General features: G+C 66.1%; 23 protein-coding genes and 1 pseudogene. 8 read left to right on the plus strand and 16 right to left on the minus strand.

Translation table 11 applies throughout. The features are described 5' to 3' along the window. Positions 1-51 precede the first annotated feature (51 nt). A pseudogene (locus QX039_RS04705) lies at positions 52-370 on the plus strand (amidase); the annotation flags it as partial. Between the two features lie 8 nt (positions 371-378). Here the strand turns inward: QX039_RS04705 and ccoG are convergent. Both ccoG and QX039_RS04715 read right to left on the minus strand, forming a co-directional pair. Next, positions 379-1,866, minus strand: a complete 1,488-nt coding sequence (gene ccoG, locus QX039_RS04710; protein ID WP_315771602.1) for a cytochrome c oxidase accessory protein CcoG — start codon at positions 1,864-1,866, stop codon at positions 379-381. A gap of 355 nt (positions 1,867-2,221) precedes the next feature. Next, positions 2,222-3,016 (minus strand): fumarylacetoacetate hydrolase family protein, encoded by a 795-nt coding sequence (locus QX039_RS04715; RefSeq protein ID WP_315741259.1) that lies wholly within the window; start codon positions 3,014-3,016, stop codon positions 2,222-2,224. A 962-nt stretch (positions 3,017-3,978) separates the two neighbouring features. Here QX039_RS04715 and QX039_RS04720 point away from each other — a divergent pair. Both QX039_RS04720 and QX039_RS04725 read left to right on the plus strand, forming a co-directional pair. Beyond that, positions 3,979-4,323: a heme-binding protein gene (locus QX039_RS04720; protein ID WP_315771604.1), complete on the plus strand. Its 345-nt coding sequence runs from the start codon at positions 3,979-3,981 to the stop codon at positions 4,321-4,323. Between the two features lie 79 nt (positions 4,324-4,402). Beyond that, the gene (locus tag QX039_RS04725; protein WP_315771606.1) at positions 4,403-4,591 is read left to right on the plus strand and encodes a heme-binding protein; all 189 of its coding nucleotides are present in this window, start codon (positions 4,403-4,405) and stop codon (positions 4,589-4,591) included. 270 nt (positions 4,592-4,861) lie between these two features. Here QX039_RS04725 and QX039_RS04730 read toward each other — a convergent pair whose 3' ends face one another. Together QX039_RS04730 and QX039_RS04735 are read right to left on the minus strand one after the other, a co-directional pair. Next, positions 4,862-5,638, minus strand: coding sequence for a cyclase family protein (locus QX039_RS04730; RefSeq protein ID WP_315771608.1), 777 nt, complete (start codon positions 5,636-5,638; stop codon positions 4,862-4,864). 50 nt (positions 5,639-5,688) lie between these two features. Then, positions 5,689-6,678, minus strand: a complete 990-nt coding sequence (locus QX039_RS04735) for a fumarylacetoacetate hydrolase family protein (RefSeq protein WP_315771610.1) — start codon at positions 6,676-6,678, stop codon at positions 5,689-5,691. 100 nt (positions 6,679-6,778) lie between these two features. Between QX039_RS04735 and QX039_RS04740 the strand changes: the two genes are divergently transcribed. The 5 genes from QX039_RS04740 to QX039_RS04760 are packed head-to-tail and all read left to right on the plus strand — an operon-like array spanning position 6,779 to position 10,745. Then, on the plus strand, positions 6,779-7,714 hold the full coding sequence (locus QX039_RS04740; RefSeq protein ID WP_315771612.1) for an ABC transporter substrate-binding protein: 936 nt from the start codon (positions 6,779-6,781) through the stop codon (positions 7,712-7,714). Beyond that, complete coding sequence (locus QX039_RS04745) at positions 7,714-8,412, plus strand: GntR family transcriptional regulator (protein ID WP_315771614.1); 699 nt, start codon at positions 7,714-7,716, stop codon at positions 8,410-8,412. Before QX039_RS04740 ends, QX039_RS04745 begins: the two co-directional genes overlap by 1 nt. A gap of 1 nt (position 8,413) precedes the next feature. Next, complete coding sequence (locus QX039_RS04750) at positions 8,414-9,217, plus strand: ABC transporter ATP-binding protein (RefSeq protein WP_315771616.1); 804 nt, start codon at positions 8,414-8,416, stop codon at positions 9,215-9,217. Further along, entirely contained in the window at positions 9,214-9,981 is a 768-nt protein-coding gene (locus QX039_RS04755) for an ABC transporter permease (RefSeq protein WP_315771619.1), read from the plus strand. Before QX039_RS04750 ends, QX039_RS04755 begins: the two co-directional genes overlap by 4 nt. Beyond that, on the plus strand, positions 9,978-10,745 hold the full coding sequence (locus tag QX039_RS04760; protein ID WP_315713245.1) for an ABC transporter permease: 768 nt from the start codon (positions 9,978-9,980) through the stop codon (positions 10,743-10,745). Before QX039_RS04755 ends, QX039_RS04760 begins: the two co-directional genes overlap by 4 nt. 295 nt (positions 10,746-11,040) lie before the next feature. On the opposite strand, the gene QX039_RS04765 is transcribed toward QX039_RS04760, so the two are convergent. The 12 genes from QX039_RS04765 to QX039_RS04820 all read right to left on the minus strand — a co-directional run bounded on the left by QX039_RS04765 (position 11,041) and on the right by QX039_RS04820 (position 21,586). Continuing rightward, positions 11,041-11,214, minus strand: coding sequence for a DUF892 family protein (locus tag QX039_RS04765; protein WP_315771718.1), 174 nt, complete (start codon positions 11,212-11,214; stop codon positions 11,041-11,043). A gap of 1 nt (position 11,215) precedes the next feature. Continuing rightward, positions 11,216-11,398, minus strand: a complete 183-nt coding sequence (locus tag QX039_RS04770) for a hypothetical protein (protein ID WP_315771621.1) — start codon at positions 11,396-11,398, stop codon at positions 11,216-11,218. A gap of 347 nt (positions 11,399-11,745) precedes the next feature. After that, positions 11,746-13,137 (minus strand): M20/M25/M40 family metallo-hydrolase, encoded by a 1,392-nt coding sequence (locus QX039_RS04775; protein ID WP_315736983.1) that lies wholly within the window; start codon positions 13,135-13,137, stop codon positions 11,746-11,748. A gap of 130 nt (positions 13,138-13,267) precedes the next feature. Then, positions 13,268-13,615, minus strand: coding sequence for a RidA family protein (locus tag QX039_RS04780; protein WP_315737085.1), 348 nt, complete (start codon positions 13,613-13,615; stop codon positions 13,268-13,270). A 7-nt stretch (positions 13,616-13,622) separates the two neighbouring features. Next, the gene (locus QX039_RS04785; RefSeq protein ID WP_315736982.1) at positions 13,623-14,756 is read right to left on the minus strand and encodes an FAD-dependent oxidoreductase; all 1,134 of its coding nucleotides are present in this window, start codon (positions 14,754-14,756) and stop codon (positions 13,623-13,625) included. Further along, positions 14,753-16,159, minus strand: coding sequence for an NAD(P)/FAD-dependent oxidoreductase (locus tag QX039_RS04790; RefSeq protein ID WP_315736980.1), 1,407 nt, complete (start codon positions 16,157-16,159; stop codon positions 14,753-14,755). Before QX039_RS04790 ends, QX039_RS04785 begins: the two co-directional genes overlap by 4 nt. Continuing rightward, positions 16,156-16,452 carry a (2Fe-2S)-binding protein gene (locus tag QX039_RS04795; RefSeq protein WP_315736978.1) on the minus strand — a complete coding sequence of 99 codons (297 nt, stop codon included), beginning with the start codon at positions 16,450-16,452 and terminating at the stop codon, positions 16,156-16,158. Before QX039_RS04795 ends, QX039_RS04790 begins: the two co-directional genes overlap by 4 nt. Before the next feature lie 34 nt (positions 16,453-16,486). Beyond that, a complete protein-coding gene (locus QX039_RS04800; RefSeq protein WP_315736977.1) occupies positions 16,487-17,623 on the minus strand; it encodes an FAD-dependent oxidoreductase in 1,137 nt (378 codons plus the stop codon). An 11-nt stretch (positions 17,624-17,634) separates the two neighbouring features. Continuing rightward, positions 17,635-18,444, minus strand: a complete 810-nt coding sequence (locus QX039_RS04805; RefSeq protein WP_315736976.1) for an ABC transporter permease — start codon at positions 18,442-18,444, stop codon at positions 17,635-17,637. Further along, complete coding sequence (locus QX039_RS04810) at positions 18,441-19,322, minus strand: ABC transporter permease (RefSeq protein WP_315736974.1); 882 nt, start codon at positions 19,320-19,322, stop codon at positions 18,441-18,443. Before QX039_RS04810 ends, QX039_RS04805 begins: the two co-directional genes overlap by 4 nt. Continuing rightward, the gene (locus QX039_RS04815) at positions 19,319-20,362 is read right to left on the minus strand and encodes an ABC transporter ATP-binding protein (RefSeq protein ID WP_315771623.1); all 1,044 of its coding nucleotides are present in this window, start codon (positions 20,360-20,362) and stop codon (positions 19,319-19,321) included. Before QX039_RS04815 ends, QX039_RS04810 begins: the two co-directional genes overlap by 4 nt. Positions 20,363-20,554: 192 nt before the next feature. Next, positions 20,555-21,586: an ABC transporter substrate-binding protein gene (locus QX039_RS04820; RefSeq protein WP_315771625.1), complete on the minus strand. Its 1,032-nt coding sequence runs from the start codon at positions 21,584-21,586 to the stop codon at positions 20,555-20,557. Positions 21,587-21,677: the final 91 nt, after the last annotated feature.

The following is a 21,677-nucleotide window of genomic DNA, read 5'->3' on the forward strand; positions in this document are numbered from 1 at the left end:
AGGATCGGTCAGCGCCCGTAGCGCACTGAGGCATAGCGGCCGATGACGGCGGACGGCGAGGTCTGCATCACCGCGCTGGAGACCGGCGTCACCGGCACCTTCCGCCTCACCGTGCGCAAGGACATGGACATCACCTGGCCATTCGCCGAGAACGCCACCCACCTGATGTCGATCGGCCTCGACGAGGATCTCGACGACGCCGCCAAGCAAGCAGGCGGTGCGCGAGATGGTCAAGCACGTCTGCGCCCGCACCAACCTGTCGCGCAACCAGGCCTACATGCTGTGCTCGCTGGCCGGCAATCTGCGCGTCACCCAGCTGGTCGACGGCAACAAGGGCATCCACATGCTGCTGCCGAAGGCGTATCTCTGAGCCCTCCTCTACCGGTTGACGAAGCGGTCGTGCGCGGTCAGCACGACCTGCCCGCTCGCATCGACCGCCTGGAAGGTCACATCGGCATCCACAGACTCGGGCATGGTCAGCGTCACCCGCAGCGCCTCCGAGCCGTCCGGCTCGACCTCGATCGCATCCGCCGCCGCATGGCCGACGATGGCGAGCGCCGCATCGATGCCGCTGATGCCGAGCTTGAAGCTCCGCACGGCGGACGACTTGTTGAGCAGCTTCACCGTATAGCCGTTGCGCACCGAGCCATCCGACAGCCGCACCGACATCGGATCGCGATCGTGCTGCACCGACAGCACGGCGGTGGTCTTCGTGACGAACGAAACAGCAATCACGCCGGCGACAGCGACGCAGGCCAGCGCAAGCCCGATCGTCTTCGGCCGCACCAGCCGTGAGACACGCGGCTCGCCGACACGGCCACGCTCGATGTTGCGCCAGCTCTCGTAGTCGATCAGGCCGCGCGGACGATCGAGCTTGGCCATCACGCCGTCGCAGGCATCGACGCAGAGGCCGCAATTGATGCAGGCGAAGCTCGGCCCCTGGCGGATGTCGATGCCGATCGGGCAGACCGCGACGCAGGCGCCACAATCGACGCAATCGCCGGCCGGCAACCCCTGCGATCGCGCCTCGGCGGCCTTTTTCGCCGACATCCGGGTCTCGCCGCGATAATCGCGATAGTTCACCGTGAAGGCTTCCGGATCCCAGATCGCGCCCTGCAGACGCGGCCACGGGCACATGAAGGTGCAGACCTGCTCGCGCGCGAAACCGGCGAGGCCATAGGTCGTGCCGGCGAAGACCAAGGTCCAGGTCAGCGCGGTCGCCGACATCTCGCCATGGATGAGATCGCGCAGCAACTCCGGCGCGTCGGTGAAGTAGAAGATCAGGGTGCCGCCGGTGCCGAGCGCGATCGCCATCCACAGCGCGTGCTTGGTGGCGATCTGTGCGATGCGCCGCGCCGTCAGCGGCGCGCCGATGTTCTTCAGCCGCTGCCGGCGGTCGCCCTCGACGAGGCGCTCGACGAGGAGGAACAGGTCGGTCCACACCGTCTGCGGACAGGCGAAGCCGCACCACAGGCGGCCGGCCAGCGCGTTGACCAGGACGAGGATGAACGTCGCCAGCAGCATCGCCGCGGTGATGAGATAGAGATCCTGCGGCCAGATCTCGGCGGGGCCAAGATAGAGCTTTCCGTGGGCGAAATCGAGCAGCACGGCTTGGCCCGGCGCATTCGGCCCGCGGTTCCAGCGCACGAACGGCGTGATGTAGTAGACGGCGAGCGTCAGAACGAGAATCAGCCATTTCAGCCGCCGGATTGGCCCCTTGACGCCCTGCGGAACCACCGGGCCGCCAGCGCTGCGCAACGACCGTGCCGGGCCGCGAGCCTGACCCTGGCCCTTGCTTTGGCTTTGGCCTTGGCCCTGCGCCATGCGCCTCGTCTTGGCGTGATCGATCTCGATGGTGATGGCCACGGCTGCCCTCGTTCGCTCGGCTGATGCAGGGCAACGATAGGCGGCGGTGCCCGGCGGCTCTTTGTCGGGCCACAAACTTGCGAACGGGTGGCAGCGCCTGTTTGCGCGGGAACAACGATAGTTCCCGTCCGGCAGGCGATGAGAGGCGCGGCGCCGCGAGCGCCACGGCGGCAGTCGCAGCATCCGGAGGGATGGCTGCGGCTGCCGCGCTTGTTGGATAGCGCGCGTAGCGACGCTCGCTGCTCGCCTCTCCCCGCGTGCGGGGAGAAGGAGCGTACCGGCATTGCGGCGGCGACTTCCGTTCCGATCGGCAGCGTTAACATGCTGCACACGACGTGTGATCCAGCCCCTCCACTCAAACGATCTTGATCGACATGTCCGGCAGGCCCTCGAGCTTGCACAAGAGCACGTCGCCCTTGACGACCGGGCCGACATTCTCCGGCGTGCCGGAATAGATGATGTCGCCGGCCTTCAGCTCGAACGCCTCGGACAGTTTCGCGATCTGCTCGGCGACGTTCCAGATCATCTTGGTCAGGTCGGAGTTCTGCCGGACCGTGCCGTTGACCGCGAGCGAGATCGCGCCCTTGGTGAAGTGGCCGACCTTCGCCACCGGATGGATCGGGCCGAGCACAGCGGCATGATCAAAACTCTTGCCGATCTCCCATGGCTTCTTCTCGGCGGCCATGCCGTTCTGCAGGTCACGGCGGGTCATGTCGAGGCCGAGCGCGTAGCCATAGACATGATCGAGCGCGGACTCGGCGGGAATGTTGGTGCCGCCGGATTTCAGCGCCGCGACCAGTTCGACCTCGTGATGATAGTTCTTGGTCAGGGACGGATAGGGATGATCGGCGACCTCGCCGATCGCGACATTCTGGATCGCGTCGGTCGGCTTCTGAAAGAAGAACGGCGGCTCGCGGTTCGGATCGGAGCCGCGCTCGATGGCATGCGCCGCGTAGTTGCGGCCGATGCAGTAGATGCGGCGGACGGGGAAGACGCCCTGCTCGCCGGCGATCGGAATCGTGGTCGCCGGCACGGCGAAGATCGGCTTCGGCCCGGCCTGTGCCGCGGCAGGGTGGGTGTCCGTCATGATCGCAGCCGCTGCGGCGGCGCTGCCGGCGACGAGAAGATCGCGGCGTGAGGTGTCTGCCATGGGTTTCCTCCTGGGATCAGCCGTTGCGGCCGGCTGATTTGTTGGTGGTGGCGCACCAGCATCGGCGCCCCGCTCAACTGATAAGCATATCCAGTATGCCAGCGCCACCATGCGCGCACGCGCCGTCGCTCTCGCAGCGCAACACGCGCCCGAAGCGATGCTCAAGACCCTCGCCGGAAACGCGAGGGCGCAGGGAAGGCCGGACCTCGACTGAGGCCCGTGGCCCGCCTGCGGAAAAAATGCAGGCGGCAGGAACCACAGGTTCAGCCGGACAGACCCGGCCTTCCCTGCGCGATGGGTGAACGTCTGCTCCGAGCTCTCCCCGGGGACCGGCTTGTTTGCCCCCGTCACCTGCGCAACCCGTCAGGTCGGCAACAGGCTTGGCGCCAGCATCGGGGCGCCAGGACCACACGGCTTGAACGTCCGCGAGCTGACAGTCGTCTTGCGCAAAAGCGCCTGACAGACCCGCGGCCACCGCTCCCCGCCTCAACGTATCGTGACGACGCGTACGCCCCTCTGAATGAGGCGGGATGGAGGGAGGAGAGCATACCTTCCGATAAAACGAAAGTGGGAAATTTTTGCGCCGAGATCTGGACAGAGGTGATCGCGCTGAGCGCGCTGCGGAATTTTCGTTTTCGGCGCAGGCACGATCTGGATCATGAGAGGGGTTGCGGGGCGGCGCTTCTTGTCGCGCCCGAGCCCGAGTCGCCCGACGGGCACGCACCGCCATCAGCACGCGCGTAGCTCGGATGAGCGCAGCGACATCCGGGGGTCCCTACGCCTCGTGCGATCCCGGATATCGCTGCGCTCATCCGGGCTACGCTACAGTCGGGCGTCGCGAAGGACGACCGCAGGCGGGCACCCGGCACGTGATCTGCCGGACCTTCGCTCGCGTTTCCTCGTTATTCAAACCTGACGGCGCAACCGCCATGACCGAGACGACACCACCGAGGAGACGCCGCATGCTGATCTGGCTCGCAGGCGCCACCGTGCTTGTCCTCGCCGGTGCCGCCATTGCCGCAGGGCCGCTTATGAGCCGGGTCGAACATGCCAGATACGACGTCGTTTCACGCGATGGCGACTTCGAAATCCGCGCCTATGCGCCGATGATCATCGTGCAGGCCGAGGTGCAGGGCGCGCGCAAGCCGGCGATCGAGGAAGGCTTTCGCATCATCGCCGGCTACATTTTCGGCGCCAACCGTGCGAAGACGAAGATCGCCATGACCGCGCCGGTGCAGCAGCAGGCCAGGCCACCATCGCGCCCGCCGATGGCGTCGCCAGCGACCGCTGGAGCATCAGCTTCGTGATGCCCTCGAACTGGTCGCTCGACACTCTGCGCCGCCGGCCGATGCCCGGATCAAGCTGACGGCCCAGTCTGCGCAGCGCATGGTCGCGATCACCTTTTCGGGCTCCACCTCCGACGGCATCATCGCTGACAAGACTCGCCAACTGCGTGACTACGCGCAGCGCAAGGGGCTGACCGTCACCGGATCGCCGCTGCTCGCGTTCTACAATCCGCCCTGGACCCTGCCGATGCTGCGGCGGAACGAGGTCATGCTGGCGTGTAGTTGCTAAAGCGAGATGAGAGAGAGCGGCCTGATTTTGTAGTCAAGGTCGGCTCGCAACTGTCACCACGACGCGCGACGAGCTCCCTCTCTGGCTTTGCCGAGTCCTCTCCTCGGTCATTCCGGGGCGCGCGCAGCGCGAACCCGGAATCCATCCTTCAGCACGTCGCGCGGCTCGATGGATTCCGGGCTCGTCGCGCTGGCGCGCGCCGCCCCGGAATGACGCGAAGATCAAACGCGCCAGAACCCATGTCGTGACTTCAATCGGAGATTAGGCGCCTCACCCCTCGATGATCGCCACCGCCCGCGTCCATCCGGCCGAGGCGCGCTCGATCTTGACCGGGAAACACGACACCATGAAGCCCGTCGACGGCAGTTGCTCCAGATTGTGCAGCTTCTCCAGATGGCAATAGCCGATATGGCGTCCGGCCTTGTGGCCTTCCCAGATCAGCGCGGCATCGTGGGTCTCGGCGTATCTGTGCGCGGTGAACACGAACGGCGCGTCCCAGCTCCAGCCGTCGGTACCGGTCAGGCGCACGCCGCGCTCAAGCAGATACATCGTCGCCTCATAGCCCATGCCGCAGCCGGAGTTGACGTAGTTGGCCTGGCCGAAGCGCGCGCCGGCCGAGGTATTGACGACGACGATCTCGAGCGGCGACAGCGTGTGGCCGATGCGCTTGAGCTCATCCTCGACATCCCTCGCGGTCACCACATAGCCGTCCGGGAAACGACGGAAGTCGAGCTTCACGCCCGGCTGCAGACACCACTCCAGCGGCACCTCGTCGATGGTCCAGGCGCGCTCGCCGCGGTTCATCGTCGGATGAAAGTGCCAGGGCGCATCGAGATGCGTGCCGTTGTGGGTCGACAGATTGACCTGCTCGACCGCCCAGCCCTGCCCGTCCGGCAGATCCTCGGCCTTCAGCCCGTCGAAAAACTGCAGCATCCGCGGCAGGCCTTGCTGGTGATCAATGTATTGGATGGTCGGGTGCGCTCCCGGCGGATCGGCCGGCACGTCGTTCTGCAAGGGCACGGAGATGTCGATCAGTCTGCGGGCCATGGGCGGTCCTCTCTTGTCATCGTTCTTGGTTGTTGTCGTCGGCAGCAGGATCAGACGTCCTGCCGCTCGACCTTGTTCTTCAGGATGCCGATCTTCTCGACCTCGAGCTCGATCACGTCGCCATGTTCGAGATACCAGCCGAGCTCCAGGCCACAGCCATTGCCGACGGTGCCCGAGCCGATGAACTCGCCCGGCATCAGAGTCTCGTCCTTGCTGATATAGGCGATCAGCTCCTCGAACGGGAACAGCATGCCCTCGCTGACGCCGCGCGAGCGCACCTCGCCGTTGACGCGCGCCTCCATCTTCAGGCGATAGGGATCGCCGATCTCGTCGGGGGTCACGATCCACGGCCCCATCACGTTGCCGCCGTCAAAACTCTTGCCCTTGGAGGGGCCGAGGCGGCCGTCCATCTCGATGCGCTGCGTGTCGCGCGCGGAGAAGTCGTTGAAGATCGTGAAGCCGAAGATGTGATCGCGCGCCTTCGCGGCCGGAATATCCTTGCCCTTGCCCCTGGTGATGATGCCGAACTCCAGCTCATAGTCCATCACCTTGCTGTAGCGCGGCCATTTCACCGTCGTGTTGGGGCCGCGCACGCTGAAGCGGTTGGTGATGTAGAAGATCGGGACCTTGCGATAGACCTCGGGCAATTCGCCGAGCGGCTCGGCATCGATGCGCGCGAGCTCCTCCGCGTCGCCGCGCTGCCGCGCCGCGAGCTTTCGCTGGCCGCGCGGCGCCTGCAGGATGTGCAGCGGAAACGACATGCCGTCGCGCATCTGCCGCGGCTCCGGCACCGGGGCCAGCAGCTCGGTGCCGCCGACGTCGCGCGAGAGGCTTTCGTCGCTGCCATGGCGCTCGACCAGCGCGCGTGCTGCGTCGAGCGCAGCTTCGCCGGCATCGATCAACGACAGCATCGAGCCGAACGCCGGATTGCTCTTGCCAGCGCGATCGGCGGCCGCGGTGAGGTCGAAAAGCTTGGAATCGCCGCCATGGACGACGCCGATCCGCTCCCCGCCTTCCGCCCGAAATGTCGCAAGTTTCACGCTGGCCTCCCCTTGTGTTCTATCTGAAAATATACAAACATAGAAAATATCGATAAACAAGAGGCGTCCGAGAGAGGGACGCCCGCGGGAGGAGTCAAGGATGCGTCATCGGATCATCAGTGCTGCGCTCGGATCGGTGCTGGCCACGCTTGTGCTCACATCTGCGACACGCGCCGAGAAGATCCAGATCGGCTGCACCGCCACCTCGGACTGCGCCTCGGCGATGGTCGCGGTCGACGAAGGCATCTTCAGGAAGCACGGCCTGGACGCCGAGATGGTGCTGATCGGGATCAACTCGAACATCCCCGCGGCCATCCTCTCCAATTCGATCCAGATCGGCGGACCGACCTCGACGGTGTTCCTCCAGGCGGCCGATGGCGGCCTCGACCTGGTCGCCGTCTCCGGCGCCTCGATCATGACCAAGACCTCGAACGATGCGGTCGCCGCCTTCGTGCGCAACGGCATCACCATCACTGGGCCGCAGGACTTCAAGGGCAAGAAGGTCGGCGCCCCCGGCATCGGCGCGTTCCTTCAGGTGCTGTTCGTGAAATGGCTGGTCGAGAAGGGCGTCGATCCGAAGAGCGTCAACTTCGTCGAAGTGACGTTCCCGACCATGGCCGACACCATCAAGTCGGGAGGCGTCGATGCGGTGCTGACGGCGGAGCCTTTCGTGATGCGCATGACCAATGCCAATCTCGGCACGGTGGGCGCGCACTACGCGGCCGAGCTCGCCCGCACCGAGCCGATCATCTTCTATGCGGCCTCGCGCGAATGGGCGGAGAAGAACCCGGAGACCGTCAGGAAATTCCGCGCGGCCATCGCCGAGGCGGCGCCGGTCGTCAACAGCGACCGGGAGAAGGCCTCGGCCGCGATCGCCAAGTTCACCAAGCAGCCGCTAGAGCTGGTCAAGCTGACGACGCCCAACTACGCCGAGCCGGTCCTGAAACCCGAGCAGCTTGGTTGGTGGATCGACGTGATGTCCGCGCAGAAGATGCTGCAGAGCAAGCTCGATCTCAAGAAGCTGATCCTCGACTGATGACGGCACCACACCCGATCCCGCAGACCGAGCCGCCGAGCAGCGACACGCTCAGCGAGCGCGCCGCCGCGCTGATCGAGCGCGACATCGTCGCCGGCGTCCTCGCCCCCGGCTCGCGGCTTGGGATCGTCGAGCTTGCCAAGCGCTACGAGATCGGGCCGACGCCGGTCCGGGAAGGGCTGTCCCGGCTGGTGTCGCGCGGCCTGATCGTCGGCATCGGCCAGCGCGGCTTTCGCGTGGCCGAGGTCAGCCGCGACGATCTCGTTGACATCACGCGCATGCGCACTGTCGTGGAAAAAGAGGCCCTGCGGCTGGCGATGCAGAGCGGCGACGACCAATGGGAGGCCGGCATCATCGCCGCGCTGCATCAGATGCGCCGCTACATCCAGCGCATGCAGAGCGAGTTCCGCGAAGGCGCTCCGGAGTTCGATCGCTTGCACAAGGCGTTTCACACCGCGCTGCTGGGGGCCTGCGGATCACGGCGCCTGCTCGCCGCTCATTCGGATCTCTACGACCAGGCCTATCGCTACCGCCGCGTCATGATGCGCAGCTTCGAGGATGGCAGCGGCTTCATCAAAGAGCACGAGACGCTCGCCGACCTCGTGATCGCGCGCAATGCCGCCGCGGCCCAAGCGCGGCTTGAGGCACATCTGCGCTCGACCGTCGATATCGTCTATCCGCATCCGAAGGGATCCTGAGATGGCAGAGCCTGCCCTCGCATTGGTGCAATCATCTCCCTCGCCTGTGCGCGCGCAGATCGCCTTCGACGATGTCGCGCTGGTGCTCGGCGGCAAGACGATCATCGACACGATCAGCCTGGAGGTCGCAGCTGGCGAGATCCTGTGCGTGGTCGGCGCCTCCGGCTGCGGCAAGACCACGGCGCTGCGGCTCGCCGCCGGCCTCTATCAGCCGAGCGGCGGCACGGTGCGTTTCGAGGGCGAGGCGATGCGCGCGCCGCGGCGCGAGATCGCGGTCGTGTTCCAGGACTATGGCAAGGCGCTGCTGCCCTGGCGCACCGCTGCCGGCAACATCTCGCTGGCGCTGGAGACGATCGGCATGCCCGCCATCAAGCGCGAGACACGCATCGCCGAGTTGCTCGCCAAGGTCGGGCTGGCCGGCCATGCGGCCAAATATCCGACGGAGATGTCGGGCGGCATGCAGCAGCGGCTGCAGATCGCGCGCTGTCTCGCGCAGGATCCGAAGGTGCTGCTGATGGATGAGCCGTTCGGCGCGCTGGACGCGATGACGCGACAGGGGCTGCAGGACGAGATGCTGGCGCTGGTGGCGGCGACCGGCGCCACCGTCGTGTTCGTCACGCATGATCTGGAGGAAGCGATCTATCTCGGCGACCGCGTGGTCGGCCTGCTGCCGTATCCCGGCCGCGTCGGCCTCACGATGCAGATCGACCTGCCGCGGCCGCGCGACCAGTTGGCGACGCGCGAGCATCCGGAGTTCCTGCGGCTGCGGCGCGAGCTGTTCGACTTCATCAAGGCGAGCGAATGACGATGCCGGATCGCATCAAGCCCGCCCTGCTGCCGTTCGCAGCGCTGCTCGTGTTCGAGGCCTGGATGCGGCTCGCCGGCGTGCAGAGCGACTCGCTAGCGCCGCCGAGCGCGATCGCACTCGCATTGCTGGGCGCGCTGACCGACGGCTCGCTGCTCGCGGCGACGCGCGACACGCTCGCCTCGGTGTTCGCCGGCCTCGCGCTCGGCGGCACCATCGGCCTCGTGCTGGGCATCGCGCTCGGCCTGTCGCCTATCTTCAACCGGCTGATGGAGGTCACGATCGAGGCGATCAGGCCCATTCCTTCAGTGGCGCTGCTGCCGATCGCGCTGATCGCGCTCGGCTTCGGCTATCGCATGGAGATCGCGATCGTCGCCTTTGCCTGCGTCTGGCCGGTGCTGATCGTGACGCGTGCCGCGGTGGGCGGCATCGAGCCGCGGCTGATCGAGGTGGCGCGCGTGCTGCGGCTGACGCAGCGCGATCGCATCAGGAAGATCGTCATCCCCGCCGCCCTGCCCCGCATCTTCCTTGCGTTCCGCCTCGCCGCCGGCATCGCGCTGATCGTCGCCGTCACGGTCGAGATCGCCATCAATCCGCTCGGCCTCGGCGCCGGCATCATGACCGCGCAGCAGGCGTTGCGGCCCGATCTGATGCTGGCCTATCTGGTATGGATCGGCGTGACCGGGTTTGCGCTCAATACCGCGCTGATCGCTGCACAACAGAGCTTGTTCGGGCGCGCGGCCGCGATGGGAGACCCCGCATGAAGTGGTCGGTCGCCGCCTGGCGCCTCGCCAGCTTCGCCGTCGCCGCCGGCATCATCGTGCTGTGGCAGTTCGCCGCCGATCAGCGGCTGATATCACCGGTGTTTCTTCCCAGCCCCGACCGCGCCTGGGCGGCGCTGCTGCGCGGCTTCACCAGCGGCGATCTCCTGACCAAGCTCACGGGCACCCTCACGCATATGGCCTATGGCTGGCTGCTCGCCTCCGCCGCCGGCATCGCGCTCGGCGCCATGATCGGCTCCTCGAAGGCGATGCGCATCTACGTCGCACCGACCCTGGAGCTGCTGCGGCCGCTGCCGGTCTCAGCGATCATTCCTGTCGCCATCGCCGTTCTTGGACTGAGCCAGGGCATGGCGCTGTTCGTGATCGCGTTCGGCTCGCTGTGGCCGCTGCTGCTCGGGACGATCCACGGCTTCGCCGCGGTCGAGCCGCGACTCTATGAAGTGGCGCGGGTGCTGCACATGTCGCGGCTCGCCGTGATCTTCAAGATCGCGCTGCCATCGGCGGCACCCGACATCCTCGCCGGCATGCGGCTGAGCCTCACGGTCGCGCTGATCCTCGCCGTCGTCTGCGAGATGCTCGCCGGCCTCGACGGCCTCGGCCAATGGGTGCTGCTGTCGGCGCGCTCGTTCCGCTCGGCGGATCTGTTTGCCGGCGTGATGCTGCTCGGAATCATCGGCTACACGACCGCGCTCGCGATGGCCGCGGCCGAGAGCCGGCTGCTGCGCTGGCAGCACGCGCGGCGGTGAGGCTCAGGTCGCGCGCGATCGCGGTGAAATATTGCCGGAGGCCGCTCAAGCCGGCTTCCAGGAGCGCGACTGGACCGACCGCCCATGGCTCCGATTGCGGAGCCAGCACCTGACCCGCCCCCTGAAAGAAAGAGGCCGCCGACACACAAGGTGCAGGCGGCCCAAGTCCAGGGAGGAAACGCCCCAAGAAGGGCTAGGTTTTACTTACTAGATCAGGAGATTCGTGGGTATCCGGATGATACCGGAGGTTGTCATCGCGCTGACGGTTCCCTATCCTGACCGAGATACCGCCAGGTCACGCCGTCTGACGCTCCTCATGGCGAACGAATTCCAGCGTGACCTTCTCGACATCGGAGTCGACCCACTCTGCTCTCCGTTCCTCCTCCTGCAGCGACTGTTCGAGCGGCGCGCGGGCGTCCTCGAGGCCGGCGGCACGGCACAGCGAGAGCAGCGACGTGTAGGCGGCGATCTCAAATTTCTCGAATGCGTTGTTGGGCGAAGGTGTTCTTCAGGAACTCGTCGCCGGACATCGCATGTCCGATGGCCGCCGAGAACGAATCGTTCTCAGCGCCACATGGTCGGTGTGACAAGATGCGCGCCATCGGACCGTTTCCGACCAAGAGCGCCAAGGCTTTGTGCAGCCTGATCGACATTGGGCGCGGGATCGATTGCGGGCGCGTGGTCGAGTTGGATCACGGGAACCGCGGCGGAATGTTCCGGAGCGCTGCGCTGATCGCGCGCGCAAGGAGAAGCGGAACTTACCGAATCACTCGGCTGGTCAACGGGGTCGTGCATGTGGCAGCTCCGAGCCCTGAAGCGGCGTTTACTAATCTCTTCCGAGACTAGGCGATATCAACTGCGTTAATCCATGCGCGATCTCGCCGCGTGCGGCCGATTCGCCCGCAACGCGACGAACCAGCGTGTGCTTGCCATCCGTTCATGGCTGCTCGATGACGCCTCCCGCACTGCACGCGAGATCGTGATGGGCGTTGCACCGGCATCAGCGCTCGCGCGCGCCGACGCGGTCGAGCAGTGCCGCACCGGTGCGAATGCCATTGTAGAAGCAGTCGATCGTCATGTTCTCGTTCGGCGCGTGATTGGCCTCGTCGGCATTCGCATAGGGAACGACGAAGGCCGGGACGCCGAGGATCTTGGTGAAGACGTAGTCCGGCAGACTGCCGCCAGTGCACGGAAATTCGAGGGGCGTGACGCCCTGTGCCAATCGAATCGCGTCGCGGATGATTGCGCCATAGGGCGAATCGAGCGGCACGCGCGAGGGCAGCATGCCGCCGCGGGGGATGAACTCGACCTCGGGCGCGTGCTTCCTGACATGGGCCTCGACCTTGGCCAGCACGTCGCCCGGCGTCATCGCTTCGACCAGGCGGATGTCGCATTTCACGACCGCCTCGCACGGCAGGACGGTCTTGCTGCCGGGGCCGCCATAGCCGCCGTGAAAGCCATTGATGGTGAGCGTCGGGTGGAACATCAGCCGCTCGTAGTAGCCGCGTTCTGCCGGCGCATCGAGGCGGCTGAGACCGAGGCTTGCCTTGGCGGCATCGAGATCGAGCGGCAAACGCTTCACCGCAGCGACGTCAAGCGCACTTGGCGGCACGATCGCGTCGTGGAGACCGTCGATGGTGATCTCGCCGGCGGCATTCTTCATCGTCGCAAGCAGATGCACCAGGGTCCAGATCGGATTCGGCACGATGCCGCCGAGATTGCCGGAATGAACGTCGCGGATGGCGTGCTTGGCGCGCAGCTCGAACGAGCACATGCCACGGACGCCATAGGTCATGGTCGGCCGTCCCGACGCATGCATCGGGCCGTCGGCGGTGACCACGAAATCGGCCTTCAACTTCTCGCGATGCGTGGCGACAAACTCGGCAATGCGTGGGCTGCCGATTTCCTCCTCGCCTTCGAGCAGGAAGATGACGTTGCACGGCAGCTCGCCGTGAACCTTGAGATGCGATTCGATCGCCATGAGCTGCGCGAAATGCTGCCCTTTGTTGTCGCCGATGCCGCGGGCATAGATGCGGCCGTCGCGGATGGTCGGCTCGAACGGCGGACTCAGCCACAGCTCCAGCGGATCCGGCGGCTGCACGTCGTAGTGCCCGTAGAGGAGCACGGTCGGCGCGCCCGGCTTGTTGTGCCAGCGTCCCAGCACCATCGGATGACCCGCGGTCAGCACCGCCTCGGCCTCGAGGCCGATCTCCCGCAGCATCCTCACCAGCAGCGCAGCCACCTCGGCAATGCCGACATTGTGCGCGCTGATCGAGGGATGGCGCACATAGTCCATCACGCGGGTGAGAAAATGCTCCCTCTCGGCGTCGATGTGCCGGAACACGGCAGCGAGACCGGCGGAAGGAGATGGAACGGTGCGGGCATCGCTCATGAGGTCGTCTTTCGTCGCGTGACGTTGCAGTCATACCATGTTCGATCGAAATCCCCTTAAAAGCAAATGACGCGCGGAGCGAGTCCGCGCGTCACCCTCGATCACATTTCTCCGAGCCGAGGCGTTGTGCTCAGCCCTTCAAGGCGGTGATGACGATCTCGATCAGCGCGCCGCCGCCGAGATCGGAGACGCCGACCGTGGCGCGAACCGGCAGATCGTCGCCGAAGAACTCGGTCCAGGCCGCATCCATCTCCTTCTTCTTCGACAGGTCGGTGACGAAGATCTGGCCCGAGACGACGCGTGACTTGTCGGTGCCGGCCTCTTTCAGGAAGCCGTCGATCTTGCCGAGAATATTACGGGTCTGCTCGCCCATCGACACCGAGGTGTCGTCGGCGATGGTGCCGCCGATGAAGACGAAGCCGTTGGCCTCGACGATGCGGTGATGAATGGCGGAGCGGATCTTGCGGGTGATCGTCATCATGTCCTCATGTCGTTGACGAAGGGGTGGAAGTCTGAAAGCGCGCAATGCTGAGATCGCCGATGCGCGTCTGGGTGCCGCCGTGCACGATGAGCTCGGCCATCACCGCGCCGGCGCCGGGGCCGAGCTGGAAGCCGTGCGCGGAGAAGCCGAACTGGTGATACAGCCCCTCGTGCCGCGCACTCGGTCCAAACACCGGAATGTCGTCGCGCATGCGCGCCTCGATGCCGGCCCAGGCACGCACGATGGTCGCGCTGCGCATCACCTCGAACAGCTCCGCGACGGTGCGCGCGCTCTCCGATAGCTTGCGCCAGTCGAGCACGGTCTCGTTGCGATCCTGATAGGGGATGGCGAGGTGCCCGCCGCCGATCAGCACCGTGCCGTTGGGGAACTGCTTGAATGACAGTTTGCGGCCGCGCAGGATGACGACGGGATCGATGAAGTGCGCGACGGGAGACGTGATCATCAGCATCGGCGCGATAGTCTCGACCGGGACCGGCTCGCCGAACTGTTCTGCAACGCGGCCTGCCCAGGCGCCGGCGGCATTGACCAGCACCGGCGCGGCAAAGCTCTCAGGGCCGACGTCGACATGCCAGAGCTTGCCGTCCTTGCGGATGTTCGTCGCGGCCACGCCCTCGCGAATGAGCGCGCCGAGCTGCTCCGCCTTGCGGCGGAACGCCGTCGTGGTGCGCGCAGGCTGCGCCGCGCCGTCCCGCCGCGACACCACGCCGCCCGGACAGCTCTCCGCCACCGCCGGCACGAGGCGGCGCAATTCCGTGCCGTCGATCAGCTCCTCATGGCTGAAGCCGCGCGCATTGAGATCGGCGACGCGGGCACGGCAGGCGTCGAGCTCCGCGTCGTTCTCGGCGACCAGCACCTGGCCGAAGCTTTCGAAGCCGCAATCATCGTCGACCAGGTCGCTGATGTTCTCCCAGATGCCCATCGAGCGGATCGACAGCGGAATCTCCGCGACGTCGCGCGCGAGCTGGCGCACGCCGCCGGCGTTGACACCGGAGGCGTGGCGGCCGGCATAGTCCTTCTCGATCAGCACCGGCTTCAACCCGGCCAGGCATAGATGCAGCGCGGTCGAGCAGCCGTGGATGCCGCCACCCACGATGATGGCATCCTTCTTCACCGTCATCCGCGCACCACGGCCTTGGTCGCCTCTTCGGTCTTCGGCAGGCTCGCGAGCTCGGACAGCATGATCGGCTTCACCGGCGCGCGCAGCCGGTAATAGCCGATCTCCTGCGGGGTCTTGCCGCGCGCCTGCGCCATCAGCTCGGTGACGGTGAGGCCACACAGCCTGCCCTGGCACGGCCCCATGCCGGTGCGGCGATAGGCCTTGAGCTGGTTCGGTCCGGTGGCCCCGATCGCGACGGAGTCGAGCACGTCCTTGGCGGTGATCTCCTCACACCGGCACACGATGGTGTCGCCTTGCGGGATACGGAACTGTTCTGCCGGCTGGAATAGAACGTCGAGGAAGACACGGCCACGCTCGGCGCGTTTCAACTGCGCTGAATAGTCCAAAACCTTTGCCTGGGGCCGAAGGGCCTTGATGGCGCTGGCTGCCGCGATGCGTCCGCGCCACAGCGCGGCCTGCGCACCGCCGATGCCGGCACCGTCGCCGGCAATCGCGATGCCCGGAATCGAGCTGTTGCCGCCGGCGTCCAGCACGGGCGTCCAGCACAGCTGCAGCTCATTCCAGCGATGCTCGACGCCAGCGGCCATCGCCAGATTGACGTTCGGCACCACGCCCTGGTGCAAGAATAACAGCTCGGCCGGCAGCGTCTCCCGCTTGCCGCCCGCGGCGACATAGCTGACGGCGTCGAGCTTGCCGTTGCCGGTGGCGGCGAGCTCCACCACGCCCGTGGTGACCGGCACCTTCGCGCGCACCTCGCGCATCATCGCCAGCCCCTTGAGAAAATAGGACGAGGTCACGAAGGCGAAGGCGTGCGGCAGTGCTGTGACGTAGTTCGCGCGCGGCGTGGTGTCGAGCACGCGGTCGATGCGGCCGCCAAGCCGCAGGATCTGGGCGGCGAGCAGCCACAGCAGCGGTCCCTGCCCTGCGATCACCGTCGGACAATCCGGCACCAGCCCCGACGATTTCAGCATCGTCTGCGCCGCGCCCGCCGTCATCACGCCGGGCAGGGTCCAGCCGGGAATCGGGAACGGGCGCTCCTGCGCCCCGGTCGCGATGATGACCCGCCCGGCCTTGATGAAGGCCGAGCCGCCGCCGACGGAGACGCCGAGCTCGAGCTTGCGATCGAGGCTCCACACCGTGGCCCGATGGATGATCTCGGCCCCGCTGGTCTCGGCAGACTTTGCGATCTCGGCCCCGGACCAATAATCGGTGCCGAGCAGCGCTTCACTCTTCACCGGCGTCGAACTGATCGCGCGCCAGACCTGCCCGCCGGGACCAGCATTCTCGTCCAGCAGCAAAGTCGACAGGCCGGCGCCGGCCGTCGCGGTCGCTGCGGCCAGCCCGGCCGGGCCAGCGCCGATCACCACGACGTCGTATTGATCATGCTTCGGCGCCGCGCTCATTTGCCGATCTCCCGCTTGCCCTTCTGGATTTCGATTTGCATGCCCTCGGCGACCGGGACCAGGCAGCCCTGCCGATTGCCGACGCCATCGATTGTGACCAGGCAATCGAAGCACACGCCCATCATGCAGTAAGGCAGCCGCTTGGCGCCGCTGACCGCGGTCGAGCGCCTGACGTCGAGACCCGACGCAAGCAGCGCCGCCGAGACCGTGTCGCCTTCGCGCGCGGCGATCGCCTTGCCTTCGACATGGATCGTCACCGATCGCCTGGCGTCACCCTCTGCTCGCTTGAACATCATCATCTCCGCGCCCGTGCCGGGCCTCTCACTATCAGTAGTAGCCACTGCCGCCCGCTTCCGCTTCGCCGTCGAAGCGCCTGGCTGTGAATGCGCCGACCAGCTCCGGCTCCAACGCGCCGTCCTTGACCATGCGCGCGATGTCGAACGCGTGGTTCGCCGCGAGCGTCACGCCGGAATGGCAGCAGGCGACGAAGGCGCCTGGGTGGTTCTCCGACTGCTCGTAGATCGGGAAGCCGTCCTTCGGCATCACGCGGATGCCGGTCCAGCTCCTGACGACGTTGAGCCGCGCCAGATGCGGGAAGGTGCGCTGGGCGCGATCGGCCATGACAGCGTTGATCGGATGGTTCTGCACGCGATCGTCGAGCTCGTCCTCCTTGCTGTCGCCGATCATCACCGTGCCTTCGTCGGTCTGGCGGATCGTGGTCAGCGGATGCGGCAGGAACGGCATCGTGCGCTCGGTCACGACGATCTGGCCGCGCGTCGGGCCCATCGGCGCCGACAGTCCAACCATGGGGGCCAAGGCCTGGTTGGCATTCCCTGCCGCGAGCACCACCTTCGCTGCGCGTACCTCGCCCTGCGCCGTCGTCAGCCTGAACTCATCGCCCTCACGGGCAATCGCGCCGACCGCGCGTTCTGGCAGATAGTCGACGCCGAACTGCTTCATGCCGGCATGCAGGGCGCGGAAGGTGCGCAGCGAATTCACGTGGCCATCATAGGGACAGAAGCTGCCGCCGGAGACCTCCGGGCCGATCAGCGGCAGCATCTTCTTCACCTCTGCCGCCGGCAGCATCTCCATCTGGTAGTCGGCGGCGCCGACCTGATTGTGCATGCGCGCGACGAGTTGCGTGCGCTGCTCGTACTCGGCCTCGCCCAGCGTGAGGTGAAAGCCGCCGTTCTGCTGCAGCGCGACGTCGAGCCCGGTCTGAGCCTTCAGCTCCTCGGCAAGCTTCGGCCACGCCTTGGAGCCGCGCACCGTCCAGCCGGTATAGGCCGGCATGCCCAGGCCCTTGCTCTGCACCCACACCAGCGCGAAGTTGGCGCGCGAGGCGCGTTTGGCAATATCGCCCTCGTCGAGCACGGCGACGCGCTGGCCGAGCCGGCCGAGCCCCCAGGCAATCGCAGAGCCGAGCAGGCCGCCGCCGACGACGGCGACGTCATAGTCTCTCATCGTAGTGTCTCCTATCGTCCTGCGTCGCCGCCTTTGGCGGTGAGCACGCGGTCGAGCCCGTAGAAGCGGTCGAGCAGGATCAGGACGGTCATGGTGATGGCGATGACGCTGGCCGATACCGATGTCACCAGCGGATCGATGTTGTCCTGGATGTAGAGGAACATGCGTACCGGCAGGGTCTCGGTGCCGGGCGTCGCCAGGAACACGGTCATGGTCAGATCGTCGAACGACTGGATGAAGGCGAGCATCCAACCGCTGACGATGCCGGGCAGGATCGCGGGCAAGGTGACGCGGCGAAACATCGTCCAGCCGCCGGCGCCGAGCGAGATCGCGGCCATCTCGATCGAGCGGTCCATGCCGGTCGCGGCCGCAAGCGTCAGCCGCAGCGCGAACGGAAACACCACGACGACATGGGCGATCACCAGCGCCACGAACGTGCCGCCGATGCCGACCGACGTGAAGAAGCGCAGGAAGGCGATGCCGAGCACCACATGCGGGATCATCAAGGGCGACAGGAACAGCGCCGACAGCGCGTCACGGCCGCGGAAGCGATAGCGGCTGATCGCGAGCGCCGCCGGCACCGCGAACAATAGCGCCACGCACGACGACAGCGCGCCGAGCCACAGGCTTACGCCGAAGGCGTGGACGAATTCCGGATAGTCGGCGAGCGCCCTGAACCAGCGCAGCGAGAAGCTCGTGATCGGAATCGACAGAAAGCCTTCCGGGGTGAACGCGACCCAGCACACGACGACGATCGGCGCCACCATGAAGACGACGAAGACGGCATGGAAGATCAGCGCCAGAGCACCGTTCCTGCTCATCGGAACATCTCCTGGTAGCGGCGCTCGATCAGCGCATTGGAGCCGACCACGATCAGGACGAGCGCGATCAGCAGCAGCACGGCAACCGCGGCGCCGAGCGGCCAGTTCAACGTATTGAGGAATTCGTCATAGGCGAGCGTCGCGGCGACCTTGAGCCTGCGGCCGCCGATGATCGCCGGCGTCGCAAAGGCGCTGGCGGACAGCGAGAATACGATGATGGCGCCCGACAGCACGCCCGGCATGATCTGCGGCAGCACGATGCGGCGGACCACCGTCAGCGAGCTTGCACCCAGCGACAACGCCGCATTCTCGACCTGCGGATCGAGCCGCTGCAGTGCGGTCCATACCGCGAGCACCATGAACGGCATCATCGCGTGCGCCAGCGCGATCACCATGCCGGTTTCGGTGAACATGAACCGGACCGGTGAATCGATCAGGCCTGATGTCATCAAGAGCTTGTTGGCGAGCCCGTTGTTGCCGCCGAACAGGAGCGCCCAGCCGAGCGTGCGCGCAACCACCGAGATCAGCAGTGGGCCGATGATCACCAGCAGGAAGAGGCCCTTCCACGGCCCCTGCATGCGGTTGAGGATGTAGGCCTCGGGCACGCCGAACACCGCCGTGATCAAGGTCGCCAGCACCGCGACGCGGAAGGTGCGCCAGAACATCTCGGCGTAGTAGGGGTCGTCGAAGATCTCGATCCAGTTCTTCAGGATGAAGACCGGCTCGATGCCCTTGTACTGGCCCCAATCATGGAACGACAGCATCACCGTCATCGCCAACGGGATCACGACGACTCCCAGGAACAGCATCAAGGCCGGCAGCGCCAGCGAAAGGCCGGCGCGCGTCTCGGACGAGTTGGACGCGATGGTCGCGCTCATGCTGCAGCCTTCGCGGCGCGCAGGCTCATGTCCGAGACCTGCCAGACGAGATGCACCGCTGCGCCCTGCTCAGGCTGCGGTTGGCCGTCATTCTGCCGGATCACGATGGCGGGCCCGCATTCGGTGTCGCATTGGAACAGCCAGTGATTGCCCTGGAAGATGCGGCTCGTGATGCGCCCTGCAAGACCGGCGTCACCGAAGTTGATGCGCTCGGGCCGGACGCTGACGGCGACGGAGCCGGCCACGCCGGCCGGCGCCGGCGCGCTCCAAGATCCCGCCACCAGTCTGGCCTGCCCCCCGGTGCGGTCCACGGTCGCAGCAAACTCGTTGGTCTTGCCGAGAAATTGCGCGACGAAGGCGGAGGCCGGCTGCTCGTAGACCTGCTGCGGCGTGCCGATCTGCTCGATCCTCCCCTTGCTCATCACGACGATGCGGTCGGATAGCGACATCGCCTCGATCTGATCATGGGTGACGAGGATGGTCGTGGTGCCGAGATTGCGCTGGATCTGGCGCAGCTCGATCTGCATGTCCTCGCGCAGGCGCGCATCGAGATTGGACAAGGGCTCATCGAGCAGCAGCACGCTCGGGCGGATCACCAGCGCGCGCGCCAGTGCGACGCGCTGCTGCTGGCCGCCGGACATGCGGCGCGGATGACGGTCCTCATAGCCGGCGAGGCCGACAAGTGCGAGCGCCGCGCGCACGCGCTCCTCACGATCCTTGCGCGCGACCTTGCGCATCTCCAGGCCGAAGGCGACGTTCTCGGCCGCCGTCATGTGCGGAAACAGCGCGTAGCTCTGGAACACGATGCCGAGCCCGCGCTTCGACGGCGGCATCGCGACCAGATCCCTGCCCTCGAGCCGGATCGCGCCGTGCGACGGGTCGAGGAATCCCGCGATCATCTGCAAGGTTGTCGTCTTGCCGCAGCCGGACGGCCCCAGGAACGAGATGAACTCGCCCTTGGCGACGCCGAGACTAAACTCCTCGACCGCCGTGTTGGGGCCGAAGGACTTGCCGACGCGATCAAGCTCGAGGAAGGACATGCTTTGGATCCAGATGGGCGAGGAATGCTGGCGCCGCGCGCACGGTGCACTCCCCTCCCCCTTGCGGGGAGGGGCCGGGGGTGGGAGGCGGCCCGAAGACCATTGGTGTGGTCCCTCCCTCCCCGACCCTCCCCCACGAGGGGGGAGGGAGAAGACCGCCGTCGACGAGAGAGGCTCGCAACAAACGACTAGTCAGCGCTCGACTTCGCGATTCCAGCGCTTGGTCCATTCCTCGCGCTTCTCGTTGACCACGCTCCAATCCGGCGCATAGACCTTGGCGGCGCGCTCGCCGATCGGCGCCATCGCGCCGACGCCCTCGGGCACGACCACGGACTTCACGACCGGGCCGTAGCCATATTCCTTCAGCATCGTGAGCTGGATCTTCGGATCGAGCAGCAGCTTGATAAAGCTCGAGGCCAGCGGCGAGACCGACGGCTTGGCGATCGGACACGCCGTCGTCAGCAGGCTCACGGCACCTTCCTTCGGATAGACGAAATCGACCGGGAAGCCGGTGTTGGCGAAGCTCTGCACACGGCCGCTGCCCCACACCGCGATGACGGCCTGGCCCGATTGGAAGAGCTCGGTCATCTTGCCCGGCGACGGCTCGTAGGCCAGCACGTTCGGATTGATGTCGGTCTTGAAGATCTTGAAGCCGGCATCGACGTTGGCTTCGCTGCCGCCGTTCATCTTGGCCAGCATCAGCAGGACGTTGAGGCCGTAGGTGTTGTTGATCGGCGGGATGACGAGCAGCTGCTTGTATTTCGGATCCTTGAGATCATTCCACGACGTCGGCGCGGCCCAGCCTTTCTCGGCGAACACCTTTTTGTTGTACATCAGGCCGGTAGCGACGAGACCGATCGCGACCGCCTTGTCGTCCTTGAAGCGCGCGACATCGAGGAGATCGCCAGGCAGCCCGGTGACCTTGTCGCAGAAGCCGAGCTGGATCGCCTGGTACATCGGACCGTCGTCGACGATGGCGACGTCGATCTGCTGATTGCCCTTCTGCGCCTGCAGCTTGGCGAGTGTGTCGGTGGAGTTGCCGGCGACGTATTCGACCTTGACGCCGTTGGCCTGCTCGAACGGCGGGATCACTTCCTCGCGGATGGTCTTCTCGAACGAGCCGCCATAGCCGGCGACATAGAGCGTCTTCTGCTGAGCCCAGACCTGGGAGGCTGAAGCCAGGACGGCGACGCTGACCGCCATCAGGAGTTTAGGGTGCTTCATCGGACCGATCTCCATCATCTTGGATATGAGACGGTATTAAATAACCGCCCCAGGGAGATCGGGCTTGGCCGATGCATCCGCAGTCCAGAAA

This window comes from Bradyrhizobium sp. SZCCHNR1043, from assembly GCF_032489675.1.
Lineage (GTDB): Bacteria > Pseudomonadota > Alphaproteobacteria > Rhizobiales > Xanthobacteraceae > Bradyrhizobium.

Bases quoted from the DNA above. Each gene is read 5' to 3' on its own strand.
- QX039_RS04715 (WP_315741259.1), bottom strand. From the start codon at position 3,016: ATGGCAGACACCTCACGCCGCGATCTTCTCGTCGCCGGCAGCGCCGCC.
- QX039_RS04720 (WP_315771604.1), top strand. From the start codon at position 3,979: ATGCTGATCTGGCTCGCAGGCGCCACCGTGCTTGTCCTCGCCGGTGCC.
- QX039_RS04725 (WP_315771606.1), top strand. From the start codon at position 4,403: ATGGTCGCGATCACCTTTTCGGGCTCCACCTCCGACGGCATCATCGCT.
- QX039_RS04730 (WP_315771608.1), bottom strand. From the start codon at position 5,638: ATGGCCCGCAGACTGATCGACATCTCCGTGCCCTTGCAGAACGACGTG.
- QX039_RS04740 (WP_315771612.1), top strand. From the start codon at position 6,779: ATGCGTCATCGGATCATCAGTGCTGCGCTCGGATCGGTGCTGGCCACG.
- QX039_RS04745 (WP_315771614.1), top strand. From the start codon at position 7,714: ATGACGGCACCACACCCGATCCCGCAGACCGAGCCGCCGAGCAGCGAC.
- QX039_RS04750 (WP_315771616.1), top strand. From the start codon at position 8,414: ATGGCAGAGCCTGCCCTCGCATTGGTGCAATCATCTCCCTCGCCTGTG.
- QX039_RS04755 (WP_315771619.1), top strand. From the start codon at position 9,214: ATGACGATGCCGGATCGCATCAAGCCCGCCCTGCTGCCGTTCGCAGCG.
- QX039_RS04760 (WP_315713245.1), top strand. From the start codon at position 9,978: ATGAAGTGGTCGGTCGCCGCCTGGCGCCTCGCCAGCTTCGCCGTCGCC.
- QX039_RS04770 (WP_315771621.1), bottom strand. From the start codon at position 11,398: ATGTCGATCAGGCTGCACAAAGCCTTGGCGCTCTTGGTCGGAAACGGT.
- QX039_RS04775 (WP_315736983.1), bottom strand. From the start codon at position 13,137: ATGAGCGATGCCCGCACCGTTCCATCTCCTTCCGCCGGTCTCGCTGCC.
- QX039_RS04780 (WP_315737085.1), bottom strand. From the start codon at position 13,615: ATGACGATCACCCGCAAGATCCGCTCCGCCATTCATCACCGCATCGTC.
- QX039_RS04785 (WP_315736982.1), bottom strand. From the start codon at position 14,756: ATGACGGTGAAGAAGGATGCCATCATCGTGGGTGGCGGCATCCACGGC.
- QX039_RS04790 (WP_315736980.1), bottom strand. From the start codon at position 16,159: ATGAGCGCGGCGCCGAAGCATGATCAATACGACGTCGTGGTGATCGGC.
- QX039_RS04795 (WP_315736978.1), bottom strand. From the start codon at position 16,452: ATGTTCAAGCGAGCAGAGGGTGACGCCAGGCGATCGGTGACGATCCAT.
- QX039_RS04800 (WP_315736977.1), bottom strand. From the start codon at position 17,623: ATGAGAGACTATGACGTCGCCGTCGTCGGCGGCGGCCTGCTCGGCTCT.
- QX039_RS04805 (WP_315736976.1), bottom strand. From the start codon at position 18,444: ATGAGCAGGAACGGTGCTCTGGCGCTGATCTTCCATGCCGTCTTCGTC.
- QX039_RS04810 (WP_315736974.1), bottom strand. From the start codon at position 19,322: ATGAGCGCGACCATCGCGTCCAACTCGTCCGAGACGCGCGCCGGCCTT.
- QX039_RS04815 (WP_315771623.1), bottom strand. From the start codon at position 20,362: ATGTCCTTCCTCGAGCTTGATCGCGTCGGCAAGTCCTTCGGCCCCAAC.
- QX039_RS04820 (WP_315771625.1), bottom strand. From the start codon at position 21,586: ATGAAGCACCCTAAACTCCTGATGGCGGTCAGCGTCGCCGTCCTGGCT.